At 44.4% G+C, this 25,914-nt stretch carries 17 protein-coding genes and 1 pseudogene; 8 read left to right on the plus strand and 10 right to left on the minus strand.

What is annotated here, in order from left to right:
* Positions 1–63: 63 nt before the first annotated feature.
* Complete coding sequence (gene bfr, locus AS194_RS08790; RefSeq protein WP_058025141.1) at positions 64–552, minus strand: bacterioferritin; 489 nt, start codon at positions 550–552, stop codon at positions 64–66.
* Between the two features lie 377 nt (positions 553–929).
* Positions 930–1,121 (minus strand): bacterioferritin-associated ferredoxin, encoded by a 192-nt coding sequence (locus AS194_RS08795; RefSeq protein ID WP_058025142.1) that lies wholly within the window; start codon positions 1,119–1,121, stop codon positions 930–932.
* Positions 1,122–1,427: 306 nt separating this feature from the next.
* On the opposite strand from AS194_RS08795, the gene AS194_RS08800 reads away from it, so the two are divergent.
* Complete coding sequence (locus tag AS194_RS08800) at positions 1,428–1,745, plus strand: ArsR/SmtB family transcription factor (RefSeq protein WP_058025143.1); 318 nt, start codon at positions 1,428–1,430, stop codon at positions 1,743–1,745.
* Between the two features lie 143 nt (positions 1,746–1,888).
* On the opposite strand, the pseudogene AS194_RS08805 reads toward AS194_RS08800, so the two are convergent.
* The 5 genes and pseudogenes from AS194_RS08805 to AS194_RS08825 form a co-directional block, all read right to left on the minus strand.
* A pseudogene (locus tag AS194_RS08805) lies at positions 1,889–2,608 on the minus strand (sulfate/molybdate ABC transporter ATP-binding protein); the annotation flags it as partial.
* Positions 2,609–2,705: 97 nt separating this feature from the next.
* Positions 2,706–3,644, minus strand: coding sequence for a sulfate ABC transporter permease subunit CysW (gene cysW / locus AS194_RS08810; RefSeq protein WP_058025144.1), 939 nt, complete (start codon positions 3,642–3,644; stop codon positions 2,706–2,708).
* 1 nt (position 3,645) lies between these two features.
* Positions 3,646–4,530, minus strand: coding sequence for a sulfate ABC transporter permease subunit CysT (gene cysT / locus AS194_RS08815; RefSeq protein ID WP_058025145.1), 885 nt, complete (start codon positions 4,528–4,530; stop codon positions 3,646–3,648).
* A gap of 223 nt (positions 4,531–4,753) precedes the next feature.
* On the minus strand, positions 4,754–5,845 hold the full coding sequence (locus AS194_RS08820; protein ID WP_058025155.1) for a sulfate ABC transporter substrate-binding protein: 1,092 nt from the start codon (positions 5,843–5,845) through the stop codon (positions 4,754–4,756).
* Positions 5,846–6,103: 258 nt separating this feature from the next.
* Positions 6,104–7,231 carry a sulfate ABC transporter substrate-binding protein gene (locus AS194_RS08825; RefSeq protein ID WP_058025146.1) on the minus strand — a complete coding sequence of 376 codons (1,128 nt, stop codon included), beginning with the start codon at positions 7,229–7,231 and terminating at the stop codon, positions 6,104–6,106.
* A 366-nt stretch (positions 7,232–7,597) separates the two neighbouring features.
* On the opposite strand from AS194_RS08825, the gene AS194_RS08830 reads away from it, so the two are divergent.
* A complete protein-coding gene (locus AS194_RS08830) occupies positions 7,598–8,116 on the plus strand; it encodes a hypothetical protein (protein WP_058025147.1) in 519 nt (172 codons plus the stop codon).
* A gap of 124 nt (positions 8,117–8,240) precedes the next feature.
* Here the strand turns inward: AS194_RS08830 and sat are convergent, their stop codons facing one another.
* Positions 8,241–9,509, minus strand: coding sequence for a sulfate adenylyltransferase (sat, locus tag AS194_RS08835; RefSeq protein ID WP_152978626.1), 1,269 nt, complete (start codon positions 9,507–9,509; stop codon positions 8,241–8,243).
* A gap of 355 nt (positions 9,510–9,864) precedes the next feature.
* On the opposite strand from sat, the gene AS194_RS08840 reads away from it, so the two are divergent.
* From AS194_RS08840 to AS194_RS08850, 3 genes are read left to right on the plus strand one after another with little or no spacing between them, the layout of a single operon-like run.
* On the plus strand, positions 9,865–11,550 hold the full coding sequence (locus AS194_RS08840) for a nitrite/sulfite reductase (protein WP_058025148.1): 1,686 nt from the start codon (positions 9,865–9,867) through the stop codon (positions 11,548–11,550).
* The gene (locus AS194_RS08845; protein ID WP_058025149.1) at positions 11,543–12,139 is read left to right on the plus strand and encodes a DUF934 domain-containing protein; all 597 of its coding nucleotides are present in this window, start codon (positions 11,543–11,545) and stop codon (positions 12,137–12,139) included. Before AS194_RS08840 ends, AS194_RS08845 begins: the two co-directional genes overlap by 8 nt.
* A 51-nt stretch (positions 12,140–12,190) precedes the next feature.
* On the plus strand, positions 12,191–12,829 hold the full coding sequence (locus AS194_RS08850; RefSeq protein WP_058025150.1) for a phosphoadenosine phosphosulfate reductase family protein: 639 nt from the start codon (positions 12,191–12,193) through the stop codon (positions 12,827–12,829).
* 205 nt (positions 12,830–13,034) lie between these two features.
* On the opposite strand, the gene AS194_RS14180 is transcribed toward AS194_RS08850, so the two are convergent.
* Positions 13,035–13,235, minus strand: coding sequence for an SDR family NAD(P)-dependent oxidoreductase (locus tag AS194_RS14180; RefSeq protein ID WP_083499649.1), 201 nt, complete (start codon positions 13,233–13,235; stop codon positions 13,035–13,037).
* A 284-nt stretch (positions 13,236–13,519) separates the two neighbouring features.
* Here AS194_RS14180 and cysG point away from each other — a divergent pair, with 284 nt between their 5' ends.
* The 3 genes from cysG (at position 13,520) to AS194_RS08865 (ending at position 20,823) form a co-directional block, all read left to right on the plus strand.
* Complete coding sequence (gene cysG, locus AS194_RS08855; RefSeq protein WP_058025151.1) at positions 13,520–15,142, plus strand: siroheme synthase CysG; 1,623 nt, start codon at positions 13,520–13,522, stop codon at positions 15,140–15,142.
* Between the two features lie 153 nt (positions 15,143–15,295).
* Positions 15,296–16,867: an exonuclease SbcCD subunit D C-terminal domain-containing protein gene (locus AS194_RS08860; RefSeq protein WP_058025152.1), complete on the plus strand. Its 1,572-nt coding sequence runs from the start codon at positions 15,296–15,298 to the stop codon at positions 16,865–16,867.
* A gap of 80 nt (positions 16,868–16,947) precedes the next feature.
* Complete coding sequence (locus AS194_RS08865) at positions 16,948–20,823, plus strand: AAA family ATPase (RefSeq protein ID WP_058025153.1); 3,876 nt, start codon at positions 16,948–16,950, stop codon at positions 20,821–20,823.
* Between the two features lie 135 nt (positions 20,824–20,958).
* Here AS194_RS08865 and AS194_RS08870 read toward each other — a convergent pair whose 3' ends face one another.
* Positions 20,959–25,803, minus strand: a complete 4,845-nt coding sequence (locus AS194_RS08870; protein WP_058025154.1) for an NAD-glutamate dehydrogenase — start codon at positions 25,801–25,803, stop codon at positions 20,959–20,961.
* Positions 25,804–25,914: the final 111 nt, after the last annotated feature.

Here is a 25,914-nt window from a genome sequence, read left to right on the forward strand (position 1 = left end):
TCACTTTCGAAGTTGAGAGTGGGGTATTAAATACTATAGTTTTTATTCGTATCTATGATGATCTCAAACAAGATTAGGAGTGACTTCAGCCATCTGGGTCTGTAGATAATTAGGCAGACCAACCATGTCAATTAAGCGTAACTGTTGTTCAAGCCAATGCGCATGGTCTTCTTCAGTATCTTTTAGCTGCTCAACAAGCATCTCACGTGTGACATAGTCGTGCTCTACTTCACAAAGCGCAATGCCTTCTTTTAGATGTTTTTGTACTTTGTATTCTAAATCAAGATCAATTTGCAACATCTCAGGGACAGTGCTGCCGATATTGATTGTATCAACCTTCATTTTTGGCGTACCACTTAGCATCAGGATACGACGGATAATTGCTTGTGCGTGTAGTGTCTCATCTTCCATTTCATGATGGATACGATCATACAGTTTGCCATAATGCCATTCAGCATACATCTCTGAGTGGATAAAATACTGGTCACGTGCAGCCAGCTCGCCGCCTAACAAGAAATTCAAATAATCAATGACTTTTTGACTGCCTATCATAATGTACACTCCTCTATTTGTTTTTTACAGATCATTATATATCCACATTTTTACATATAAAGACAGCGGAATCGGTAAACTGATCAGTAAAGGGTCAAATCAATAAAACGTCTTACAATCTTAGACAGATATAGTAGCATACAGTCGCCATGTGGCATGTAATGTTGTGAACTAAGAATAAGATGCTAATTGAGAATTGTAATTAGCTACAGTTGTCAGTCACGATACTTGATACATATTGATAGCAGCGATGTTGGCGTATCAATGAGGTTATATGGACGCCTGCTACCTACTCCTTATGTATAATAAAAGTATAGATGCAATATATTGAATATATTTGGTTGGATTAGAGATAAGATCGACTAAGCTGAAAGTAGTTATACTGCATACGCTAAGACATCGAGTGCTGCGTGATGTTCGTCTAAGTAATCATTGACCATAGGCTCACAGCATCCACAGCAAGTGGCAACGTCGAGAGTGTCTTTTAGACCATCAAGGGTATCTACACCAGAAGCAATGGCTGCTTGGATTTGCTTTTCTTTGACGTTATTACAGATACATACGTACATGGATTGGCTCCTCTGATTACCACTATTTGATAGCGACTACTTGCTTAGCATCACGCTGATTACATGCAGTATAATAACGATAATTGTTATCATTTTCAATAACATTCGGAAATTTTTTGGTCGTGATGGTACAGTTGTATTTCGCACCACTCATTTATGTAAGTGGATATAAGCGTCCATGTAACCGAATATTATAGAAGGTAGTAAATTAACGATGAACTGTAATTTTGCTTATTTTTTAATCGATTTTCTAAATAACTGCTATTATATTGAACCCCTATAAACGAAGTCCATTGGAATTTTCCTATGTCTGATAATAATTTTACGATACGACCTATCGATTTGTTCAAAGTCCTATCTGATCCAACACGCCTAAAAATATTTCAAATTCTTTTTAAAGAAGAAGCACGTTGCGTGGGTGATTTGGTAGACATGCTTGATCAACCGCAACCAACGATATCGCGTCATTTGAACCATTTGAAAAAACTGGGTATCTTAAGCTGTGTACGTGATGGTACATGGATGTGGTATGAAGTCGCTGATGACTTACCAGAATGGTGTCAAGACATCTTGAATATCACTTATGATCAACTCTCTCCAAGTGATTCAGATAAAGATGAATAGAGACTTGCTTAAATGTTATAGATAGACAAGTGTAGTTAATTGCATTCTGTATGATTCAACAAGCCAAAAAAAAATCCTACCTAAGTAGGATTTTTTTTGGCTCATCAGTTATGAATGACAGTGAGATAAAAGCTGAGCCGCTAAGCCAAATCTAAGAAGTCGCTGATGAAGGCATTGGCTGGCTGGTGTATCAGCTCCTCTGACGTTCCTACCTGCTCTACTCGACCTTGATTCATGACGACGATCTCGTCAGAGACGGCGCGGGCTTCTTCTTGATCATGGGTCACCATGATACTTGTGATACCAAGCTCGTGGTGGATATTCTTTAGCCAAGTGCGCAGCTCTTTACGTACTTTGGCATCTAACGCACCAAATGGCTCATCCAGCAATAGCAGCTTTGGCTTGACCGCAAGTGCCCGTGCTAGCGCAATACGCTGACGCTGACCACCTGATAGCTGGTGCGGATACGCATTGGCAACTTGTGGGAGCTGTACCAGATCTAACAGCTCTGCCACGCGCTTATCGATATCCGCTTTGCTGGGACGTTCATTTTTTGGTAATAACGTCAATCCAAAGGCAACGTTATCTGCGATGTTCTTATGACGGAACAACGCGTAATGCTGAAACATAAAGCCAATATGACGCTTCTGTACTGGCGTATTGGTGACATCCAGCTCATCAAACAGTACCTGTCCAGAGTCGGCATATTCCAGACCCGCAATGATACGTAGCAATGTGGTCTTACCGCAGCCTGATGGACCTAGCAAGGTCGTCAGCTTGCCAGTTGGCACAGTAATATTGATATTGTCTAAAGCAGTAAAGTCACCAAATTTTTTATTAACGTTGCGAATCTCAATGCTCATAATGGTATCTCTTATAATATCTTTTGTCGTATTGAGACTGATGTCTTAACGACTGTGTCAATATGATTGAACAACCCTGAATACTTACCCAAACAACTTATAGCTTACTAGCACTCTCAGCCGTTGACGTCGTCGCATTGGCACTCACTGGTAGCTCAGAGGCAGCCGCCAAACGTTCAGACTTAGCAAATTTTCGCTCTTGCATTTTGGTCATGACTTGCTGAATCAATAGCGTCACTAAGGCAAGTGCGGCAAGTAAGCTCGATAAGGCAAATGCAGCGGTAAAGTTATAATCATTATAGGCAATCTCAACCAATAGCGGCATGGTATTAGTCTCACCGCGAATGTGACCAGATACCACACTGACCGCACCAAACTCGCCCATCGCACGTGCATTGGTCAAAATCAAACCATACAGCAGCGCCCATTTAATATTAGGCAATGTCACATGCCAAAAGGTCTGCCAGCCAGTGGCGCCTAAGGTCAACGCTGCTTGCTCTTCAGAGTCGCCTTGGGTCTGCATCAATGGTATCAGCTCACGTGCCACAAACGGAAAGGTCACAAATAGCGTCGCCAGAATAATACCAGGCACCGCATAGATGACTTGAAAACCCATACTTTCAAGCCAGCCACCAATCGTAGAGTTCAGTCCGAATAGCAGCACAAACATCAAACCGGCAACGACAGGTGATACGGAAAATGGTAAATCAAGTAAGGTGGTGACCAGCTGCTTACCTTTAAACTGATAGCGTGTGACCAACCACGCAATCGCAATACCCATGACCATGTTGATCGGTAAAACAATCGCCGCTGTGATCAATGTCAGTTTGATCGCTTGTAATGCCTCAGGGTCAACCAATGATGCAAGATATAACTGCCAGCCGTTTTTAAAAGCCTCATAAAACACAGCCAATAATGGCACCACCAGCATTAGGACCATAAACAGCACAGCGATCACAATAAAGGTACGGCGTATCCATGGCGTGTCTTTGGTTGCAGCGTTGCTTTGGTAGTCGTAGCTATTAGATATTTGCATATTAGCGAGCTCCTACGCGGTGCGACAGTTTCCACTGCATGATATTGATGGTCAATAAAATCACAAATGAGATGAGTAGCATAAACAGCGCAACCGCAGAAGCACCTTGAACATCGAACTGCTCAAGTTTACTGATAATGATGAGCGGCAAAATCTCAGACTGCATCGGAATATTACCTGCGATAAAAATAACGGAGCCATACTCGCCAGTAGCACGGGCAAACATCATACCTGCACCCATTAGTAGTGCAGGCAGTAGTTCTGGCAAAATCACTTTACGAAAAGTGGTTAAGCGATTGGCACCTAATACGGCGGCGGCTTCTTCAAACTCAACTGATAGCTCTGCCAGTACTGGCTGTACTGCACGGACGATAAAGGGAAAGCTCACCACAACCAATGCCAGCCAAATACCTATCGGCGTAAAGGCGACCTGAATATCGAACTTGGCAAACCATTGACCAATCAAGCCATTAGGCGCATATAGCGTCGCAAGCGAGATACCTGTAACGGCGGTTGGTAGTGCAAATGGCAAATCAACCAAGGCATTAATTAACGACTTACCCCAAAACTCATAGCGGACAAGTACCCACGCAACCAGTGTACCAAAGACCATATTGGTCAGCATCGCCAAAAACGACATCCATAAGCTGAGCTTAATTGCGGCAGTGACTTGCGGCTGAGTGATGGTTTCCCAAAAACCCGTCCAGCCCATCTGGGTTGTGGTATAAGCCATCATAGCGAACGGTAAGACTACCAATAACGACAAGCTAAAGACAGTGATGCCCATGCTCAGACCGAACCCAGGCAGCACGTTACGCTGACGCAAGCGTGTCAACCACCCTTTTTTATTAGCGGGTTTACGGGCAGAAGAAGATGTTGCACTCATAGTGATGTCCTATTGCCTAACTGATGGTACTTAGCGAGGGTGCTCACCGTAAGACCATTATTATCACAACTGTTATTAAAATTATTATTGGTCGGCTTACAATATAAAGGACATAGTGCATACGACCATGTCCTTTATGGGGTGCTTAATGACTGTACGATTAACTGCTTCAACCAGTTTTAGTGGTTAGCGCACTAGCAGTTCTTATATACGTAGCAGGCGATTACTGCGGTGCATTAACAGCCAACTGATCAAACACACCGCCATCACTGAAGTAAGTGCTCATGATCTCATCCCATGTGCCAAAGGCATCGTTCGGGCGGAAAGTCTCAACAGGTGGCAATTTGTCACTGTTTTTGTCAAGAACGCTCTTAACGCTAGGACGTAAGTATAAATCGGCTGCTAGTTGCTGAGCAGGCTCACTCCATAAATAATCAAGATACGCTTTGGCCGCGTCTGTGGTACCTTTTTTGTCTGTTACCGTCTTCACGACAGCCACAGGGCTTTCTGATTTGATTGAGTATTTTGGATAAACGATATCTACTTGACCCGCACCAAAATCAGTCGCTGCAAGGTTGGCCTCGTTTTCAAAAGTGACCAAGACATCGCCGATACCGCGCTGTACGAAAGTCGTTGTCGCGGCACGTCCGCCGTTTTCATAGACTTTGACATTTTTTAGCATGTCTTTGACGTAGCCTTTAGCTTTTGTTTCATCTTGATTAAAAGCATGTAGACCATAACCGTAGGCGCCTAAGAATGCATAACGACCGTTACCTGTGACCTTTGGATTGGCCATGACAATCTCAACACCGTCTTTGGTCAAATCTTCCCAGTCTTTGATATTTTTTGGATTGTCTTTACGTACCAAAAATACGATCGTACTGGTAAACGGCACTGCGTTGTCAGGGAATTTGCTTTCCCAATCTGACTCAACCAAGCCTTTTTTCTCAAGTAGCTCGATATCAGAGCCTTGGTTCATGGTGGCAACATCGGCTTGTAGACCATTAGCCACAGACAATGCCTGTTTGCTTGAGCCGCCATGTGACTGCTTGATTAGAATCTTGCTGTCTGGATGCTCAGCTTTATAATGCTCAACAAACAAAGGGTTGTAGTCTTTATAGAAGTCACGTGCCACATCGTATGAGACATTGAGTAGCTCAATATTCTGCCCTTCTGTCGTCGCTGAACCGTCAGCTGCCGCCTCAGTAGTCTCACTGTTGCTACAGCCAGCTAGACCCAATGTCAGAGCAACGCCAGCAATGCTCAAGGCACTAAGGGTTTTACTCTTTTGTTGATAACGAGCTACGTCTGTCATAAATACCTCAAAGATGTCTGTTGTGTAATGCAAGTATGCTAACAGCGCCATCTTATTATGTTTAATGATGAATATGCGTATGTTATTGCCAAAAGGGAATAACAAGCAGGCAAAGCCAATCATATCAATAATTTATGAAAATTATATACGCATATCCAACTGTTTTCTGATTTTAACATTGGATACGTCTTATCTATCTTGTCCGTGTTTCACTGATAACGGCCAAGACAGATCATTCTACAAGCCAGAAATTAACGACTACTTAGTACTTGCCAGCTGATCGAAACGACCACCGTCTATAAAGAAAGTATCCATAATCTCTGCCCATGGGCCAAACACGGCGACAGGCTCAAACGTTTCAATATCAGGTAATGTGTCCTTATGGGCGGCAAGTATTTGCTCATCACTCGGACGCATATACATTTTTGCCATCAGCTCTTGTGCAGGCTTGTCCCATAATCCTTTTAGATAGACACTTGCCGCTTCGGTCTTGCCCGCTTTATCAGTCACTGCCGTGACAACTGCTACTGGGTTGGCAATCGTAATCGAGTAACTGGGATAGACAATATCGACCTGACCCATGGCAAATTGCTGAGCGGCCAAATTCGCCTCATTTTCGGTGGTGATGAGTACATCACCTAGGCCGCGCTGGGTAAAACTGGTCGTCGCAGCACGTGCGCCATTGTCATAAGTGACCACGTTTGCCAACAGCTTTTTGATAAAGTCATTGGTTTGGACTGGGTTGTCACTGCTGCTTTCTTTGAATTGGTGCAAGCCATAGCCGTAAGCCCCCAAAAAGGCATAACGCGCTGTACCACTGGTCTTGGGATTGGGCGTGACCACATCGATATCGTTACGGGCTAAATCTGACCAATCCTGAATGTTTTTTGGATTACCTGCACGAACCAGTAGCACCATAGTGCTGGTGTACGGCACAGCATTATTAGGTAGTGCCTGCTGCCAATCAGAAGCGACTAGACCTTTTTCCACCAACAGATTCATATCGCTCTCTTGGTTAAAGGTGACCACATCTGCTTGCAAACCATTGGCAACAGAGAGCGCCTGCTTACTAGAGCCGCCATGCGACTGATTGATATTTACTTTGCTGTTTGGATGGGCTTTTTGATAGTCAGTGCTAAATAGCGCGTTATATTCTTTATAAAAGTCGCGAGATACATCATAGGAGACATTGAGTATATTGACATCCTGCGTCTCACCATTAGCGTTGTTTGCTGCCTTGTTTTGCGCCTCTTCGGTTGGACTACAGCCTGTCATCATGATCGCTGCTGCGAGCATGCCGCTAGTGGTAAGTACCCGCGCTTTTATGTGTTTATTATTGGTTGGCTGGATGCTAGCAATGCGGAATTTTTGGAATTTTTTTTGCATGATGCTCTCGATAAAGGTGGTAGAAGCGTGTTGTCAAAATTTTGACCATCATCATAGGGCTTACAATCATTTGAGCTTGGTTCTTTTGACTTTTACTCTGTTGATTTCGGTTTTCGGATGATGAAAGCTATGCTAGCAGCATAAATAGCAAACGCTTAGTGACGAATCCGCTTATCAAGTCTTGATGTTGGCATAAGCACTTAGCATGTGCTTTTAGGAAATTATGGGAAACGTGAGGTAAATCATTGCAGGCAGGCTTATTAAATAGGCTATAATTTAGCTAGGCTGTACCCTCATTCTATATGGTAGGGCCCAAGCGCCAATGCTATATCCATTTTACCGTCTTATTTAACCAAAGGCCTTTTTATGACTCTTTCGTCCCATCGCTTTCATTCTATTGCAGCATTAACATTGATAGCCACTACCCTAGCTGCCGTAACGGGTTGTCATAATGTGACGCCCGCGGTGAAGAGTTCTGCGAACAATGCTGTAGCGGTTCATTCAATTCCAGTGGATGTTATGAAAGACTATATTTCTGGTGATTATGCTTCTACAGATTATGACAAACGCGCACAAGGCTATGACTGGGTTGGCGTCATGGTGCGTGCAGAGAGTGACCAACAAATCGATATAAAAGTTCGCTCACGTAGCGATATCAAAAAACAGACTTGTCAGTTTGATGGTAAGGCGATATTAATGGGGCAAGACGCGGCACACGGTACAATTTTTCAGGCACAGGCAAATGACAGCACCGTCTTTTTTCAATTTAAAGACAATATGCTGACGATTGATAGCCCAGATAAATATGCGCTGAATTATTTTTGCTCAGGCGGTGGCTCACTTGCGGGAGAGTATCAAAAGCTGACAGAAGATTTAGAGGTTTGATAGCTCACGCTAACTGCGGTGAGAGATGCTAGAAATGATAAAAACAAAAAGGTGCCAGACCATAAGTCTGACACCTTTTTTATTATGAATGTAGCACTGATTTTTTATGCTGACATGCCAGGGTTTACACCGCAGAGGCGCCCGTGAGTTTGATCTCAGCACGTTCTTCACGAGCGATGCTACTGTAGTAGTTACGTAGTATCTCAAGCACTTCTGGACGGCTAAAGTTCTCTGGTACTTCCATGTCTTCTGACAGCGCTTTACGCAGCTTGGTACCTGATACTTTAACGTGTTCAGACGCGTCATGCGGGCAAGTCTTGTCAGATGCCATCGCATTACAAGCATTACACCAGAACGTCCAGCCAATTTTTAGCGGCTGGGTGATGAGATCGTCTTTGCCAACCTGTTCAAAAATGGTTTGCGCATCAAACGCGCCATAGTAATCGCCCACACCAGCATGATCGCGACCAACGATCAGATGACTACAGCCATAGTTTTGGCGGAATAACGCGTGCAATAAGGCTTCACGTGGACCAGCATAGCGCATATCTAATGGATAACCTGCTTGAATCACCGTGTCTTGTTTGAAGTAATTATCAATCAAGGTTTTGATGGCTTCTTGACGCACTTCTGCTGGAATGTCACCTGGTTTTAGTGCGCCGAGCAATGAATGAATCATCACACCATCGCAGATCTCAATTGCGATTTTGGCCAGATATTCATGTGAGCGGTGCATCGGGTTACGCGTTTGGAAAGCCGCCACAGTCTTCCAGTTTTTCTCTTCAAAGATTTGACGTGTTTGCGCGGGCGTTTTATAGATACCAGGATAACGCGTTGGGAACTCGCCCTCGCTCAGTACTTCTACGCTACCTGCAATATTGACCTCATCTTGATCCAACACTTGCTGGACGCCTGGATGCTCTGGATCTGTGGTGGTAAATACTTGCTGACACTCGTGTTCTTTATCAATGGTATAGGTTTCTTCTACTGTTAAGATGCCCATAACTTCGCCATCTTGTGCGACCAACGCCACTTTGTCGCCTTGACTCAAACTATCCGCCGTCGCTTTTGGTGCAGACAAGGTGATCGGAATGGGCCAAAACAAGCCTTTATTATCCCCACTTTGCAAGCGCATGTTGTCAACCACACCTTGCCAATCAGCTTTATTCATAAAACCATTTAATGGTGTAAAGCCGCCAATACCGAACATAATCAGATCACCACGCTCGCGTGAGCTTAAGGTAATGGTTGGTAAGGTGCTGGCAAGCTCTAGTGCTTGCTCGCGTGCGTCGCCTTCTAACAACAGTGGCTTTAGCTCGGCACTGCCATGTGGCGGAACCAGCTTTGATTGGGATTGAGTTTGGCTTTGGGTCTGAATCTGGGTCTGAGACATATCGTTATTAAAACCTCTTATTAGAAAGAATGGTTGGAAGAGATGAGCAAAAATACGAAAGTGATTAAATATACAAAACTGAGAAGAAAGCCGTCGATAGATAAGAAGTAGCGTACTAGTGATCAGGCGTTAAATTTGATAAGCATAGGCTACCTAACTTTCGTTATGAAAATTTATGCTGTGTTTGGATATGGATATGTCTGAAAGGAATTTATGTTTATAGATAGAAGCTTATATGATGTGACCCTGAATTGTTTAAATTGCGATTTGTGGTATAGGCTACCCTGTACGAGCACAGACATCAGATTGCTTCCATCGCTGCTTTTAAGACCAAAAACAAAACTGAGATTACGTCATGTATCAATATAATTACGCTGACCAGACGTTAGTAGACGAACGAGTTGCCCAATTTCGCGACCAAACCGAGCGATTTTTGGCAGGTGAGCTGCCAGAAGAGCAGTATTTGCCACTGCGATTGCAAAACGGCTTGTATATCCAGCGTTATGCACCGATGCTCCGTATTGCCGTGCCTTACGGCTTGCTTGCCAGCTATCAGCTACGCAAATTGGCTGAGATTACCCGTAAGTATGATAAAGGCTATGGGCACATGACCACCCGTACCAATATGCAGCTGAACTGGCCAAAACTTGAAGAAGTGCCAGATATTTTGGCCGAATTGGCATCGGTGCAAATGCATTCTATCCAAACCTCGGGCAACTGTATCCGTAATACCACCACCGACCCTTATGCGGGTATTCATAAAGAAGAGATCGCCGATCCGCGTCCTTATTGTGAGATTATCCGTCAGTGGTCAACCTTTCATCCGGAGTTTGCTTTTTTACCGCGTAAATTTAAGATTGCTGTGATTGGAACGGCAAAAGACCGCGCGGCGACGCAAGTCCACGATATTGGTCTACATTTAAAGAAAAATGACGCAGGCGAGCTTGGCTTTGAGGTGATTGTCGGGGGCGGACTTGGACGTACGCCAGTGATTGGCAAAACCATCAATACATTTTTACCGCGCCAGCATCTGCTCAGCTATTTAGATGCGATTTTGCGTGTCTATAATCTGCATGGTCGCCGCGACAATAAATTCAAGGCGCGTATCAAGATATTGGTCGATAGCATGGGCGGCCCAGCGTTTGCCAAATTGGTCGATGCCGAATGGGAAGCCAATATCAAAGATGGGCCGTTGACCTTGACCGATGCCAACTTTGACAAGGCCAGCAGCTATTTTACCGAGCCTGATTATCTCAGCTTTGATGCGCTACAGGTACAGTCGGACTTGCAGCAGCAACTAGAGGCTGACAAAGACTTTGCCAATTGGTATCAGCAAAATACCGTGGCGCATAAAATCGCAGGCTACCGCGCGGTGGTCATTTCGTTAAAAGCGGGCTTGGTCGACGGACGCTACGTACCGTCAGGTGACATTACTGAATCGCAAATGGACGCCCTCGCCGACCTCGCTGATGAACATAGCTTTGGCGAGCTGCGCGGCACTTATCAGCAAAACCTGGTCTTTGCCGATGTACAAACCAACCGCTTGTACGAGCTATGGCAGCAGCTGGCGGCGCTACATTTGGCCCGTCCAAATATCAATACCCTAACCGATATGATCGTCTGCCCAGGCTGGGATTTTTGCTCGCTTGCCAATGCCACAACTCACAATATTGCTGAGCAAATCGAAAAACAGTTTAATGATCTCGACTACCTTTATGACTTAGGTGAGATTCGCCTCAATATGTCTGGCTGTATGAATGCCTGCGCCCATCACCATACTGGCGATATCGGTATCCTTGGGGTCGATAAAAAAGGCGAATACTGGTATCAAATCAGCCTCGGCGGTAACTCTAGCAACGACGCCAAACTCGGTAAGATATTGGGCAAGGCTGTACCAACCGATGCCGTAGCGACAACGATACAAAAGATAATCGACGTCTACCTTGAGCAGCGCGTCAGTAATGACAATGACGTCGAAGGCTTTGGCGACTTAGTTGACCGTATTGGTATTGCCCCTTTTAAGGAGAAGGTCTATGGCTAATCACCATGTGTTCAATAGCGATGGCACCGATATCAGTGATACTGACACTTGGCTTGCGCTTAGCACCAATGAGCTGCCTGACGGTATTACCCTGACCGATATATCTTTGCTAGAGCTGCTGCAAAAACAAGAAAAATTCGAAGTCGTTTTACCGCTTACTGATTTATTAGATGCTAAAGGCAATATTGCAGGCGGACTACTATTACAAGTACGTGAATTGTTAGCCGAGCATATTAGCCGTACTGGTGTCTGGGTGACATCCGATAGCGATACCGAGGTGCTGACGCGTATTCCAGAGTTTTTATTACAGCAAGATTTGATTGTGATTCACGTCCCTGCTTTCACGGACGGACGTGGTTTTAGTTACGCCCAAACCTTACGCCAAATGGGCTATCAAGGCGAGATTCGTATGGCTGGCAAGTTTGGCCGCGATCAAATCGCATATCTGCTACGCGCAGGCGCCGACAGTTTTGTGATAAGCGCGCATGATTTGCACTCTATTTCTGATATTAGCCAAGCCTTCACTGCCCTAGCCAGTAGCTATGATGGTCGAGATGCTTCAGCATTACCGATGTTCTCAAAAACCTAAACTCGATATTAAAGAACCATTTTTATATTAACAATTATTAAGGAATGTATTATGAGCCAATTACACCCAAACCTAGATATCGACCAAGCAAACCAAGATTTGCAAGGTAAATCACCTGAGCAAATCGTTGAGTGGGCATTGACGCAAGCCAAAAACCCAATCATCACCACCAACTTCCGTCCTTATGAGTCAGCGATCTTGCATTTGGTTGCCAAGCAGCGCCCTGACATCACGGTATTGTGGGTAGATTCAGGCTATAACACCGATGCGACCTATCAATTTGCCAACAAATTGATTCGTGATCTTGATCTCAACGTTGTGACTTATATCCCAAAACAAACCGCTGCACACCGTGATTCAACCATGAATGGTATCCCAGGCATTGACAACCCGCAACATGGCGAGTTCACTGAACAAGTGAAACTTGAGCCATTCCGCCGCGCCCTTGCTGAGCTAAAGCCTGACGTATGGTTTAACGCGATTCGTAAAGACCAAACAGAATTCCGCCAAGGTCTTGATGTACTTAGCTTATCAAAAGACGGCGTGCTAAAAGTAGCACCATTATTTGAAAAAACCGATGCAGATTTGGATGTGTACTTAGATGAACACAACTTGCCAAACGAGCATGACTACTTTGATCCAACTAAGGTAGAAGAAAGCCGTGAGTGTGGTCTGCATACTCAGCTGTAATTTTTGATAATTGCTCACAGCATTCGTTAAAAACAAAAAAAGCCCTCTCATTTTGAGTGGGCTTTTTTGTTTTACTATTATGAGGAAACGTAAGAATCGTTTGTTATATTATTGACGACCATATCGGCAATTAATAACGTTACTTGCGACCTAGCACCCAACCACCCTCCATCAAGACATTTGCGCCTTGCATTAACTAGAATCATCAGATGCCAAAAACACAGCAAGTGCAGCAATCTTGCTTGATAAGATGTGGAATCACCATTTTTGAAGCCAGATAAGGCGCTTTGACATTAATTACCATCAATTTATCGTAAAAATTTTCTTCTAGCTCAACAGCATTGTCATAAGCATCATGAATACCAGCACCGTTATACAAAATATCAATCTGACTATAGGTCGTCAGTGCTTAATCAACCACTGCTTGAATATCACTCTTTTGCGTCACATCAGCTTTTACGAAGATGGCGTCTTGATTGTTATCTGTAATATCTTTGACGATTCGATTGCCGTCTTCCTCATACAATCGCGACTATTCCTATTAGCCAGAAAAATATCAATTAATATTTCAAAAATGAATATACTAATGCCAATTCATTAGGTGAGAGTGTGTCTGTGATACCTCATAATGGCGGCATTCCTTATATCTTTTCTACTTTTATAATAAATAATTCAATATATGGTGACACTATGAACACCTTCCCGCTATTTTTTAAATTAGAAGGCCGTAAAGTGCTCATCGTGGGCGGCGGCGAAGTGGCACTGCGTAAAGCGGACTTGCTCAGCCGTGCGGGTGCGTGCATTATGATTCTTGCGCCTGATATCAGCCACGAAATACGAGAGTTACTGAGCGACAATAAGCACGAGTTGATTGAAAAAAACTATCACAAATCCTATATGTCAGGCGCTCGCGTGATCATTGCCGCGACTGACGATGAAACGCTTAACCATGAGATTCACGCAGATGCGACTGAGCTAAATATCCCGGTCAATGTGGTCGATACGCCGCCATTGTGCGATTTTATCTTTCCAGCCATTATTGATCGTAACCCTATTGTCATCGGCATTTCATCAAATGGTAAAGCGCCTGTATTGGCACGGCTATTACGGGCACGCCTTGAAACCTTAATCCCGCAAGGCTATGGTAAATTGGCCAAGTTGGCAGGGGATTTTCGCAGTGAGGTAAAGTCCAAAATACCAACGCTGACGGGACGCCGCCAATTTTGGGAGCGCGCGTTTGAAGGTCAAGTCAGCCAGCTGATGTTTGCGGGTAATGAAACCGAAGCGGCTGCTCAGTTGCAAGCGGATTTAGATAGTACTGCCGCTGCTATTCATGATAAAGCCCATGCTGCGGAAAATACAACGCCTACGCTATCAGACGAGTCAGAAAAAAAATCACCCCCCGTAGGCGAAGTCTATATCGTTGGCGCAGGCCCTGGTGACCCAGAGCTTTTGACATTTAAAGCGCTGCGTTTGATGCAGCAAGCCGATATTGTCTACTATGACGCATTGGTATCTCCACAAGTGCTGGATCTTTGCCGCCGTGATGCAGACAAAGTGTTTGTCGGTAAAAAACGCAGTAACCATACTGTCGCGCAGCTTGGCATCAATGAGTTATTGGTCAATAGCGCCAAAGAAGGTCGGCGTGTGGTTCGATTAAAAGGTGGCGATCCATTTATCTTTGGTCGTGGCGGTGAAGAAATTGAAAGCCTGCGCGCTCATGGGGTGCCGTATCAGGTCGTACCAGGGATCACCGCTGCCAATGCCGCTGCTAGCTATGCTGGCATACCCTTAACTCACCGTGACCACTCACAGTCCGTACGTTTTGTGACAGGATTCTTGAAGGCAGGCACGCCCAATAGCAACTTTAAAAACTTCTTGAACACCGATGAGACGGTGGTATTTTATATGGGTCTGCATTCGCTGGCGCGCTTGACTGAAGGCTTGGTTGACGCTGGTCGTAGCGCTGATACGCCAATTGCCATTGTCTCTAATGCCAGTATGCCCAATCAGCAAGTCCTAACAGGTACGCTTGCAACGATTGTTGCCAAACAAGAGGACGCGGAGTTACCGACGCCTGCCCTGCTTATTATGGGAGATGTGGTCAGCTTGCATCATGATTTGGCTTGGTACAATTTACAAAATCAGCAGCACAACCAAAGCAGCGATGATATAGCTAAAAACTGGTTACGTGAAGGCTCAAGAGGTGAAGCAGTCAAACAGCCCATAGATCAACAAGCTCATGCGCTATCGATGATTGCAAATCTTGCGACAAATTCAGGGGACGATCTAGAGCAGCTCATCATCGATTAATCTTCTGTGTTTTATTATTACCTGTACCGCAAAGCGACCCTGTCAATTATCTATTGGTAGGGTTTTCTTTTGGCAACAGAGAAAATCTCAACGATTCTTGCTAGAATGGAAGCTACCTAATTAATGTTCTGACGTTTAATGATAAGCCAAACTATGCCCCTATCTATTGCTTCTAAATATATCTCTGTTAGACCTTTAAAAATATTGCACACGTCCGATTGGCACTTGGGGCGCAGGCTTTATGGTCGTCTGCGTTATGAAGAGTTTGAGGCATTTTTGCAGTGGCTAAAAGACACCATTAGCGCACAGCAAGTAGATATATTGATTGTCGCAGGTGACATCTTTGATACCATGACGCCCAGCAATAAAGCCCAAGCGCTATATTATGAGTTTTTGGGTAAGGTCTCACGTTCCTGCTGTCAGCATGTGGTCATTGTCGCAGGCAATCATGACTCACCGACGTTTTTGGATGCGCCAAGCAATGTGCTCAAATTTTTGAATGTCCATGTGATTGGGACTGCTTGTGATGATTTAGAAGATGAGGTATTGGTCTTAGGTGATGATGATAACAATCCTCATTGCATTATCGCCGCTGTACCCTACCTGCGCGACCGTGATGTACGTAGCAGTAGCGCTGGCGAGTCTGCGGATAGCAAAGACGCCAATGTTATCAAAGGTATTCGCGCCCACTATGATGAAGTAGCAGCGATTGCTAGAGAACAGCAGGCCAAATTAATCGAGGTACATCAACGGCATATCCCTATCATTGCCACAGGTCATCTATTCGCCGCTGGTGGCAAAACAACCGATGATGACGGCGTGCGCGATCTCTATGTTGGCTCACTTGGTAAAATCTCCGCTGATATGTTTGATGAGGGTTTTGACTATGTCGCCCTTGGGCATTTGCACGTGCCACAGCGCGTTGGCGGTCGTGAGAGTATTCGCTACTCAGGCTCACCCATTGCGATGGGCTTTGGGGAGGCAAAACAGCAAAAACAAGTATTGCTGGTACAGTTTGGCGCTATAGCTAATGTTGATAATGAAATCATAGAAGTAAACATCACATCTGATAGTGTTGTACCTCATCTATCTAATACGGTTACTAAGGTTGAAAAATCAGCAGAAAAGACTGCTAAGAAAATAGCGAGTCAAGCCACTGTCTATATGGATGACTTATTTGGATTTGACGCGCCAGCTGATAATCATGAGATAACAACAGCGGCTCTTCAAGCGAACACTGACGATCAAAAACAGCATAAACCCAAGCCTAACGACTCCATTACTTCTAACGAAGTTTTGCATCATGATGACCACAATCAGATGCAAGTAGTTTCTCTACCCATTCCAAAGTTCCAACAGCTAGCGCAGATATCTGGTGACCTAACCACAATCTCACAAACGATAAAATCACTCACACCAACGGATTCTGTTTGGTTAGAGGTGGTCTATACGGGTGACGAGATTGTCAGTGACTTACGTGAGCAAGTACAAGCGATGGTAGATGGACTGCCTTGTGAGGTGCTCAAAATTAAGAACACCCGCACTTATAATAAGGTGCTCAATCAGCAGCAAACCTCAGAAACCTTGCAAGATTTAAACGAAATGGACGTGTTTGAGCGCTGCTTGACGCTAAATGCTATCCCTGACTCGCAAAAAGACGCGCTCCGCAATGCTTATGGTCAAATACTGCACGACCTCCAACATGAGGACAAACAGGCCAAATAGTGCCGTTAATCCTCACATTTCCCATGCCCTTTTTGTTCCATTTTTACCTTTGCTGCGACCACTAATCATAAGACTGACTCATGCGCCTAATTGAACTTCGACTCAAAAACCTCAACTCCCTTAAAGGCGAGTGGCATATTAACTTTGCTGATAGCGCCTTTACCGACGAGGGTATCTTTGCCATCACAGGACAGACTGGCGCTGGCAAGACCACGATTTTGGATGCCATCTGCTTGGCACTCTATGGTGAAACACCAAGGATCAACAGTATCAGCAAAAGCAGCAATGAAGTAATGACGCGGCAAACAGCGGAATGCTTCGCTGAAGTCGTGATTGATTTAAATGGTGAGCAGTACCGCTGCCGTTGGGGACAGCGCCGTGCTTATAATAAGGCAGATGGCAATCTGCAAGACGCAACTCATGAAATTGCTAAGATAAACGTTGATGACTCTTCAAAAGAAGATGAGCTGTTAGAGAGCACTCTAAAACATACCAAAAATAAAATAATTGAACTGACTCGGATGGACTTTCAGCAGTTCACTCGCTCTATATTGCTGGCTCAGGGCAGTTTTTCAGCTTTTTTGAAGGCAAAAGCTGACGAGCGTGCCGATATTTTAGAAAAAATTACAGGCACTGATATTTATGCCACCATTTCAACACATGTTCATAATAAAAAACGCACTGAAGAAGAGATATTGAGTAAACTGCAATATGGTTTAGATGGCTTGGCACTTTTAGATACCGAAGAAGAAGGTCAATTAAGAGCCGATTTGCAGTCATATCAAAGCACCCAGAGTACGCAGCAGCGAGAAATTCAAGATTTGGTCGAAAAGATAAAGTGGCTAGATAGCGTCACAGAATCAAAAGAAAAACTGAATATTTATCAAAATGATCTAGCGCAGGCTCAGCAGGCTCAGCAAGACTTTATCCCTGACGCTAGACGCTTAACCGCTGCCAATAAGGCGTTGGAGATTGATAGTCAATACGGAAAGCTTGCCTCTGACCGCAATAATCTAAAACGTTTACAAAATGAACAGCAAGGAATTAACGATACGCTGCCGCAAACACAGAATAACTTACACCAAGCGAACGTGCTGCTAGATACCGTAAAAATTCGCGTACAAGCCGCTGATGAAGCGCTGCGATCCACCTTACCTAATATTAGAGAAGCGCGTAGACTAGATATCGACATTACGCAGCAAACGCAGGGCTTAAAAGAAGCGCAGCAAAGGGAGAATACTTTATCGGACCATACTCAGCGCTTACGCCTAGAGATTGATCACCATCAACAACAAGCAGTACAAAATAAATCCCAATTAGCAGATACAGAGCGCAATCTTAATAGTGCAAATGACTTAAATGACATCGACGGCGATATTGCTAATTTTAAGAGTTATTGCACCAGTTTAAAAGCACTGCTCCAAGACAATGCTGATTTAAATATCAGCAAGGCCAACCAAAAACACAATACAGACCAGTATCAAAGCCATCTTAGAACCTTGTATCCATTACAAAAGGATCAAGCGGCTAAAGAAAAAGCTCTACAAGCTCAGATCGAGGAATTACAACAAAAGCAAGCCGAATTAATTGAAAGACAGTCTCTATCTGAGATACACAGCGAACAAGAACAGATAGATGGCCTCGATCGTCAGCTTGAACAAATAGAGTCAAAAGCAGATAAGCTCAATGAGCTTCGCGTACAGATCAAAGATATAGACACTGAGCTACCAGTAATACAAGACGATCTGGTAGTGCTGGCTGATATCATTACTAATAAAGCATCCACTATCCAATCCACTAAAGACAAGCGGCAAGACAAACAAACACAGTTATATCTACTACAAAAAGTAGCCACTCTAGAAAGCCACATTGCTGATCTAAAAGACGGTCATCCCTGCCCGCTGTGCGGATCGCTTGAGCATCCTTATGGCGCAAACCATCCGCATTTGATATCAGATACCGAAGCAGATCAGATTCAGCAACAAATGATAGAGCTGGACACCACCATATCCGATTTGGAAAACACCTTATCTGTACATCGTATCAGTCAAGCAACCAAACAGCAGCAGCTTGAGCGACAGCAAAATCAGAAAAACCTATTACAAGATCAAGCACAAAAACTGGCAGCTGATATCAAGCAGTCAGTGAGTTTAGTCCTGAAGGAAAACTACTCACCTTTTATCGCGGCAATGATACAACCATTGCAGCAACTTGAGACACATGTAGATATAATACCGGTGTTAAAGAGCACTCAACATCAATTGACCGAACGTAAAGCATCACTTAAAGGCACGCTGTCCAATTATCAGAGGCTTGGTGAGAAGCTCGCTACCATGCGCGAGGACATTAGCGCATTAGCACAACAGCAGCATAAGCTGGCAAGCGATATTAATGGGATTGAGACGAATATCAAAATAACATCCGTGAGTATAGATAATACAGATAAACACATTCACGATAATTTCTCTGAATTAACCACCCTTAAAAATGACATCATTCAGCTCTTAGAAAGATACGCCGCTGGCACGTTTCAGTCAAACGAAATCGCGCAGATACGCGCCTCGAAGCCAACTTTACATCCCCTGATGGAAAGTATTGATAGCCAAGTTATCCTAAACGAGGCGGATTATCATACGCATATCACGACATTGCGTCAGCAGCACGCAGCGCTTATAACTATAAAAAATGGGCTTAATAATTATAAAGAGCATCAGCAAAAGCTAGCGACAGAACTAGGCGGTCTAGAAATACAGATCGATACCAAACAAACCCAGTTGGATAAAGACCAACAGGAGCTTGATAGTCTGGTTCAACTCGTGATTGAAAAAATAAAGGCGCTTGAGCAGCTACAAACACACAGAATCAATGTCTTCGCCGACAAAGATCCCGATGCAGAAGAGCAGCGTTTGCGCGAGGCATTAGAACAAGCGAAAACCGATCAGTCCGTTGCCCAAAGACAACTAGACAGTGCTGAATACACGCTCAAGCAGCTAAAAGACCAACGAGAGCAGATCACGCAGCAAATCAAAGCAGCAGCTGATACCGTGCAGGTTCTAGAAAACCAGTTCCAAACGGCACTTGCCTCCTCCAGCTTTGATACGGAAGCAGAATTTTTGGCGGCGCGCTTGCCTATGGATGAGCGTAATGCACTCAAACAGCAGCAAGAACATATTGATTATGCACTCAAGCAAGCGCAATCCTTATTGAAAGAAACCGAGAAAGCATTAGAAGATAAGCAAGCTAATCCGCTGACAACAGACGATAAAGAAACGCTTATCCAGCAGCAAGCGCAAGTCCAAGAGAAGTTTAATAGCTGCATTGAGTCAATTGGTGCAATCAGTCAGCGTCTAAAAGACAATGAGGATAAGAAAAGCACCCAACAGGCACAGATTGATGCCATCAATGCCCAAAAAGAGAAGTTACAAGTGTGGCAACAGCTACATAAATTGATTGGCTCGTCTGATGGCAAAAAGTATCGTACCTTTGCTCAAGGCCTAACCTTTGATCTTATGGTCAATCACGCCAATACTCAGCTGCAAAAAATGAGTGATCGCTACCTGCTGGCTCGTGATGGCAATAGCCCGCTTGAGCTCAATGTCATTGACAATTATCAAGGCGGTGAGATTCGTAGTACCAAAAATCTATCAGGCGGTGAAGGCTTTATTATTAGCCTTGCTCTAGCACTAGGACTATCACAAATGGCCAGCCAAAATATTCGCGTGGACTCGCTATTTTTGGATGAAGGTTTTGGTACCTTGGATGAAGAGTCTTTAGACATTGCGCTTGATACGTTGACCAATTTGCAGCAAGAAGGTAAGTTAATCGGAGTGATATCCCATGTACAGGCGCTAAAAGATCGTATCTTAACCCAAATAAAAGTAGAGAAGCTCTCGGGCGGCTTTAGCCGAATTAGTGGTCAAGGATGTCACAAAGTTGTAAGCGAAAAAGCATCATAACTTAAGCTAGTCAGTGTGCTACTTTCTACTCTACTTTCGATTAAACGATTTTGTTTAGACAATAAAAAACCACCGAACATTAAGAACGGTGGTTTTTTTGAACTTACAGATATCTATTTCTTAATGAGTAACTGATTATTTAGTGACTAAACCACTCAGCTCACTCATCAATACTGACAGCGTTGACAGACCAATTTGACCTTCTTCATCGTTGCTATGCAGCTCATCTAACTTATTCATCTCTGTCGTGACTGCTGCAAGCTGATCGACGTGTCTTGCTTTCCATTCACTAAATGCTTGCTTGGCATCTGGTTTAGACAGTACCGCATCCATTAGTAGGCGCAAGCTACGTGACAACTCGTTCACTAACGCATGGCGTGCACGGCGATCCCAGTAGTCTTGCTGTGGTAAATTGGCAATATTGTCCATCATCCAATCTAACTGCAACACTTGATAGGCTTCAAAGTATAGGGTTGCAATCTCATCAACAGGACGCTCATATTGCTCAGCCAGCAATGCAGCATCAAGCGCATCGACATGATACGGTAGCATCGCAAATAAGGTAGCATCGTTGTCAGACAGATCTTTTTGCATCAAACGCTCGGTGTCTTCTTGCAAATATTGGGCAAACTGCTGCTCAATAAAGCCACTTGGCTTAGTCAGTTTTTCAACACTATCACTAAAGCGGCTAATCATATCAGCAACTTGCAAGTTTTGACCAAAGGCATTGATGAACCAGACCACACCGCGCTCAAGCGCATCACGTAGACGCAGCTCAAGATTCAGCAGTAGTGTTGCTTCAACTTGGTTATCTAGTGCTTCTAATGCTTGCCAAGCGCGCGATACGTTGAATACATCACGGCTAATCGCATAACCACGCACGATAGTCGCTAGTGATTGATCCGTTTCTTCAAACAGACGGAATAGCGCTTCAATACCTAAGCGGTTGACCACACTGTTGGTCAAGTAAGTGCTGATGATTTCACGATGCAAGCGGTGCTCAGTCATCTCATCAAAAAAGCGTGACGCAAGCTCATCTGGGAAGTATTTGCGTAGCTCGTTAATGAAGTACGGATCATCTGGTAAATCAGATGATAACAGATTGTCATAGACCCACATTTTGCCATAAGCCAAGACGACTGCGAGCTCAGGGTTGGTCAGACCGGTATCTGCTTTTTGACGCTTCGTAATCTCTTCGTCTGATGGTAGATACTCAATCGCACGATCCAGGCGCCCTTCACTCTCTAACATTTGGATAAAGCGCTGATGATCGCTTAGATTGGCTGCGGCGCGAATATGACTCAGCTCAATCGCTTGTGGTTGCAAGTAGTTCTGACGTAGTACCAATTCTGCTACGGTGTCAGTCATACTCTCAAGCAATTCATTACGCTGCTTCAGCGTCATATCGCCTTGCTCGACCACTTTGCCAAGTAAGATTTTGATATTGACTTCATGATCCGAGCAGTTTACACCGCCTGAATTATCGATGGCATCTGTATATATGCGTCCGCCCGTTTGAGCATATTCGATACGACCTTGCTGGGTTAGACCTAAGTTACCACCTTCACCAACGACGGCTGCACGTAGCTCATTACCATCGATACGTAGCGAATCATTGGCACGATCGCCAACATCGGCATGCGTCTCATTTGCACTTTTGACATACGTACCGATACCACCATTCCAGATGAGATCGACAGGCGCACGTAATAACGCACTGATCAAATCGTTCGGTGCAAGGCTGTCTGCACTGATATCAAAGAGCGATTTCATCTCAGGACTGATAGCGATAGTCTTGTCTTGGCGTGAGAATATCCCACCACCTTGACTGATTAAGGAGTCGTTATAATCTGCCCATGATGAGCGCGGTAGCTCAAACAAGCGTGCGCGCTCAGCGTATGAGGCCGCAGTGTCTGGATTAGGATCAATAAAGATATGCAGGTGGTTAAAGGCAGCAACGAGCTTAGTATGCGTTGAGAGCAGCATACCATTACCGAATACATCCCCACTCATGTCACCAATACCGACCACGGTAAAGTCATCACGGTTTTGGATATCCATACCGCGCATACGGAAGTGACGTTTGACCGACTCCCAACCACCGCGCGCTGTAATACCCATTGCTTTATGGTCATAACCTACTGAACCACCTGAAGCAAAGGCATCATCCAGCCAAAAGTTGTACTCTGCTGCGAGCGTGTTGGCGATATCAGAGAAAGTCGCTGTGCCTTTGTCCGCTGCGACAACCAAGTACGGATCATCTTCATCATGACGTACTGTGTTGGCTGGCGGGACGATGTTGCCATCTACAATGTTGTCTGTGACATCAAGCATACCGCGTAAGAACGTTTGATAGCAGGCAATGCCTTCTGCTTGGAACGCTTCACGACCATCAGCCATGCTTTTGGTTTTGACAATAAAGCCGCCTTTAGAGCCAACAGGAACGATTACTGCGTTTTTTACCATCTGTGCTTTGACAAGGCCAAGTACTTCGGTACGGAAATCTTCCATACGATCTGACCAGCGCAGACCACCACGAGCGACTTTGCCACCACGTAGATGCACCGCTTCAACGCGCGGTGAATAGACAAATATCTCAAACATGGGCTTTGGTTTAGGCAAGTTTGGAATGTCTGCTGCCAAGAACTTAAACGACAAACGATCTTTGCGTTGACCGTCGCTATCTACTTGATAGAAGTTGGTACGTACCATCGCATTGATCAAATCTAAGTACCAGCGCAAGATACGATCTTCGTCTAGGCTATCGACATCTGCTAACGCAGCGGTGATTTTCTCTTGAATTTTCGTTGTTTTTTCTTGGCGCGTCTCATCACTATATTCAGGGTTCATGCGCGCATCAAACAAGCTGCCCAATGCCACACTGATATCACTGTTTTTAACGACAGTTTGCTGAATATAAGCACTGGAGAATGGCGCACGAGCTTGTAGCATATAGCGAGACAGCGCACGTAATACGACGACATCGTAAGTGTCGAGCTTGGTCGTTAGTACCAACTCATTGAACGAATCGCTCTCAACACGGCCCGCCCAAATTTGCTTGAGGCTATCTTCGAACTGTCCACGCACGACTTGCATATTGACCGTATCGACATGCTCTAGCGTCAGCTCGTACTCTTGCATCCAAATAGACTGCTCTGGCAAATCAAACTCATAAGTCTGTGCTGAGATAACCGATACACCAAAGTTTTCAAGTATTGGTAGCACTTTTGATAGGATAACAGGCTGCTCGCGACCGTATAGCTTTAGGTGAAGTTGGTTACGTGCATCGCCTGTCGACTGGTATAAATGCCAAAGCATTGGGTTTTCTGCGGTCAGTCCCGCCAGACGCTTCGTATCTTCGACTGCGGTACGAGCATCAAAACGCTCTTGGTACGCAGCAGGAATATAGTCTAAAAAGCGACGAGTCAAAGCGTTGGCTTGTTGTTCACCCACATTATCGAGTAGCATTTTTTGATAATTGTCATCCCATGACTGCATGAGTGCTGACAATTTGGCTTCAAGTGTCGCGATATTAACGTCATTCACTTGACCTGGCACTGTGCGCACATGGACATGGACGCGGGCGTGCGCAGATTCATTGAATTCAGTGGTAAAACCTGAAGACAGACCGTTATAAGCATCTTTTAGAACGTTTTGTACTTTGATGCGTAGCTCAGTGTTGAACTTATCACGTGGAATATAAACCAAGCACGAGACAAAACGTTGGTAATGGTCGATACGGCTAAATAAGCGTAAGCTCTTTTTGTCTTGTAATTGGCTAATACCTGAGACAATTGGGTACAGCTCTTCGACGCTGGCTTGGAACAGATCATCACGTGGCAAGGTATTAATCACATGCATCAATTTATGATGAGCATGACCATCACGTGGCAATTCTGCCATGGCCATAATCTGGTTGGCCTTTTCGCGTAGTAGCGGTATTTGCTGTACGGTAAGCTGATACGCTTGTGATGTCAGCAAACCGATAAAGCGATACTCACCAATCAATTTACCATTATCATCGAACTTATGGATACCCAAAAAGTCCATATATACCGAGCGATGTATCGGAGATACACGGCTTGATTTAGACAGCATCAACACGCGCGGCTCAGTTAATAATTGTTTTAGCCCTTTAGGCAGTTGATTGAAGCTTTCTGATATCTTGTCTTCTTCTGAACCGCGCAATAGACCAAGACCGCTATTACCAATGGCAAATAAATCCAAATTAGTAGGTTCGGTGACTTCGATTTCGTGACCGCCTTCTAAGCGGTACTCGCGATAACCTAAGAAGATAAAGTGGTCATCTAATATCCAATCTAAAAATGCTTGGATTTCTTGTTGTGAGTAGAATACTTCTGGCAGTGGTTTGCTAGACAGTTCAGCTTTAATGTCATTTAACTGCGCACGCATTTGTTTCCAGTCGCCAACGACGGTATCAAGCGTGTCAATTTTAGACATAAGCATTTGTTGTAATGCTTCCAAGTTTTCATTATCTTGATACGCAATTTCACAATGAATCAACGACATATGAGAAGTAGCACTTTCATGTGCGCCTTCAATATAAGTAATCTGGCCGTCCTCATCACGTTTGACACTTACGATGATATTGTAAGTGCGGTGCACATCGATACCTTCAGCTTCAAGGCTCATCAAGATCGTATCGACTAAAAATGGTCTATCATATGCCACGATCTGAATGACCGTGTGTGAGCTATGAAAGTGCTGCTCTTCTGCTAAGGGATTCAATACTGCCAGTTGTGGTTTGCTGCAATCATAGGCTTTGAGCAATGTAAAGTGATGTAGCGCCATGCCCGCCAAATCAGCATTACTGATCGCCTCTGCAGTTTCTTGATGCAGCGGCTCATAGTAGCTATGGATAAAATGATCAAATAGCGATTTGTCTTTTTGTACATAACTGGTAGCAATATCGCTTATCTGGCTAATGCGCTCTTTTGCGATACTGAGGGAGTTTGGCATTGTCCTTCGTCCTTTTTATAGGTTTGGTTTATCTATTTATGTTTATCAATCTGTGTTAATTACCGTCATTGCATATAGGGCTTTATATAGTCAATCAATATTAAAAGTGGT

The sequence above is a fragment of the Psychrobacter piscatorii genome, from assembly GCF_001444505.1.
GTDB lineage: Bacteria > Pseudomonadota > Gammaproteobacteria > Pseudomonadales > Moraxellaceae > Psychrobacter > Psychrobacter piscatorii_B.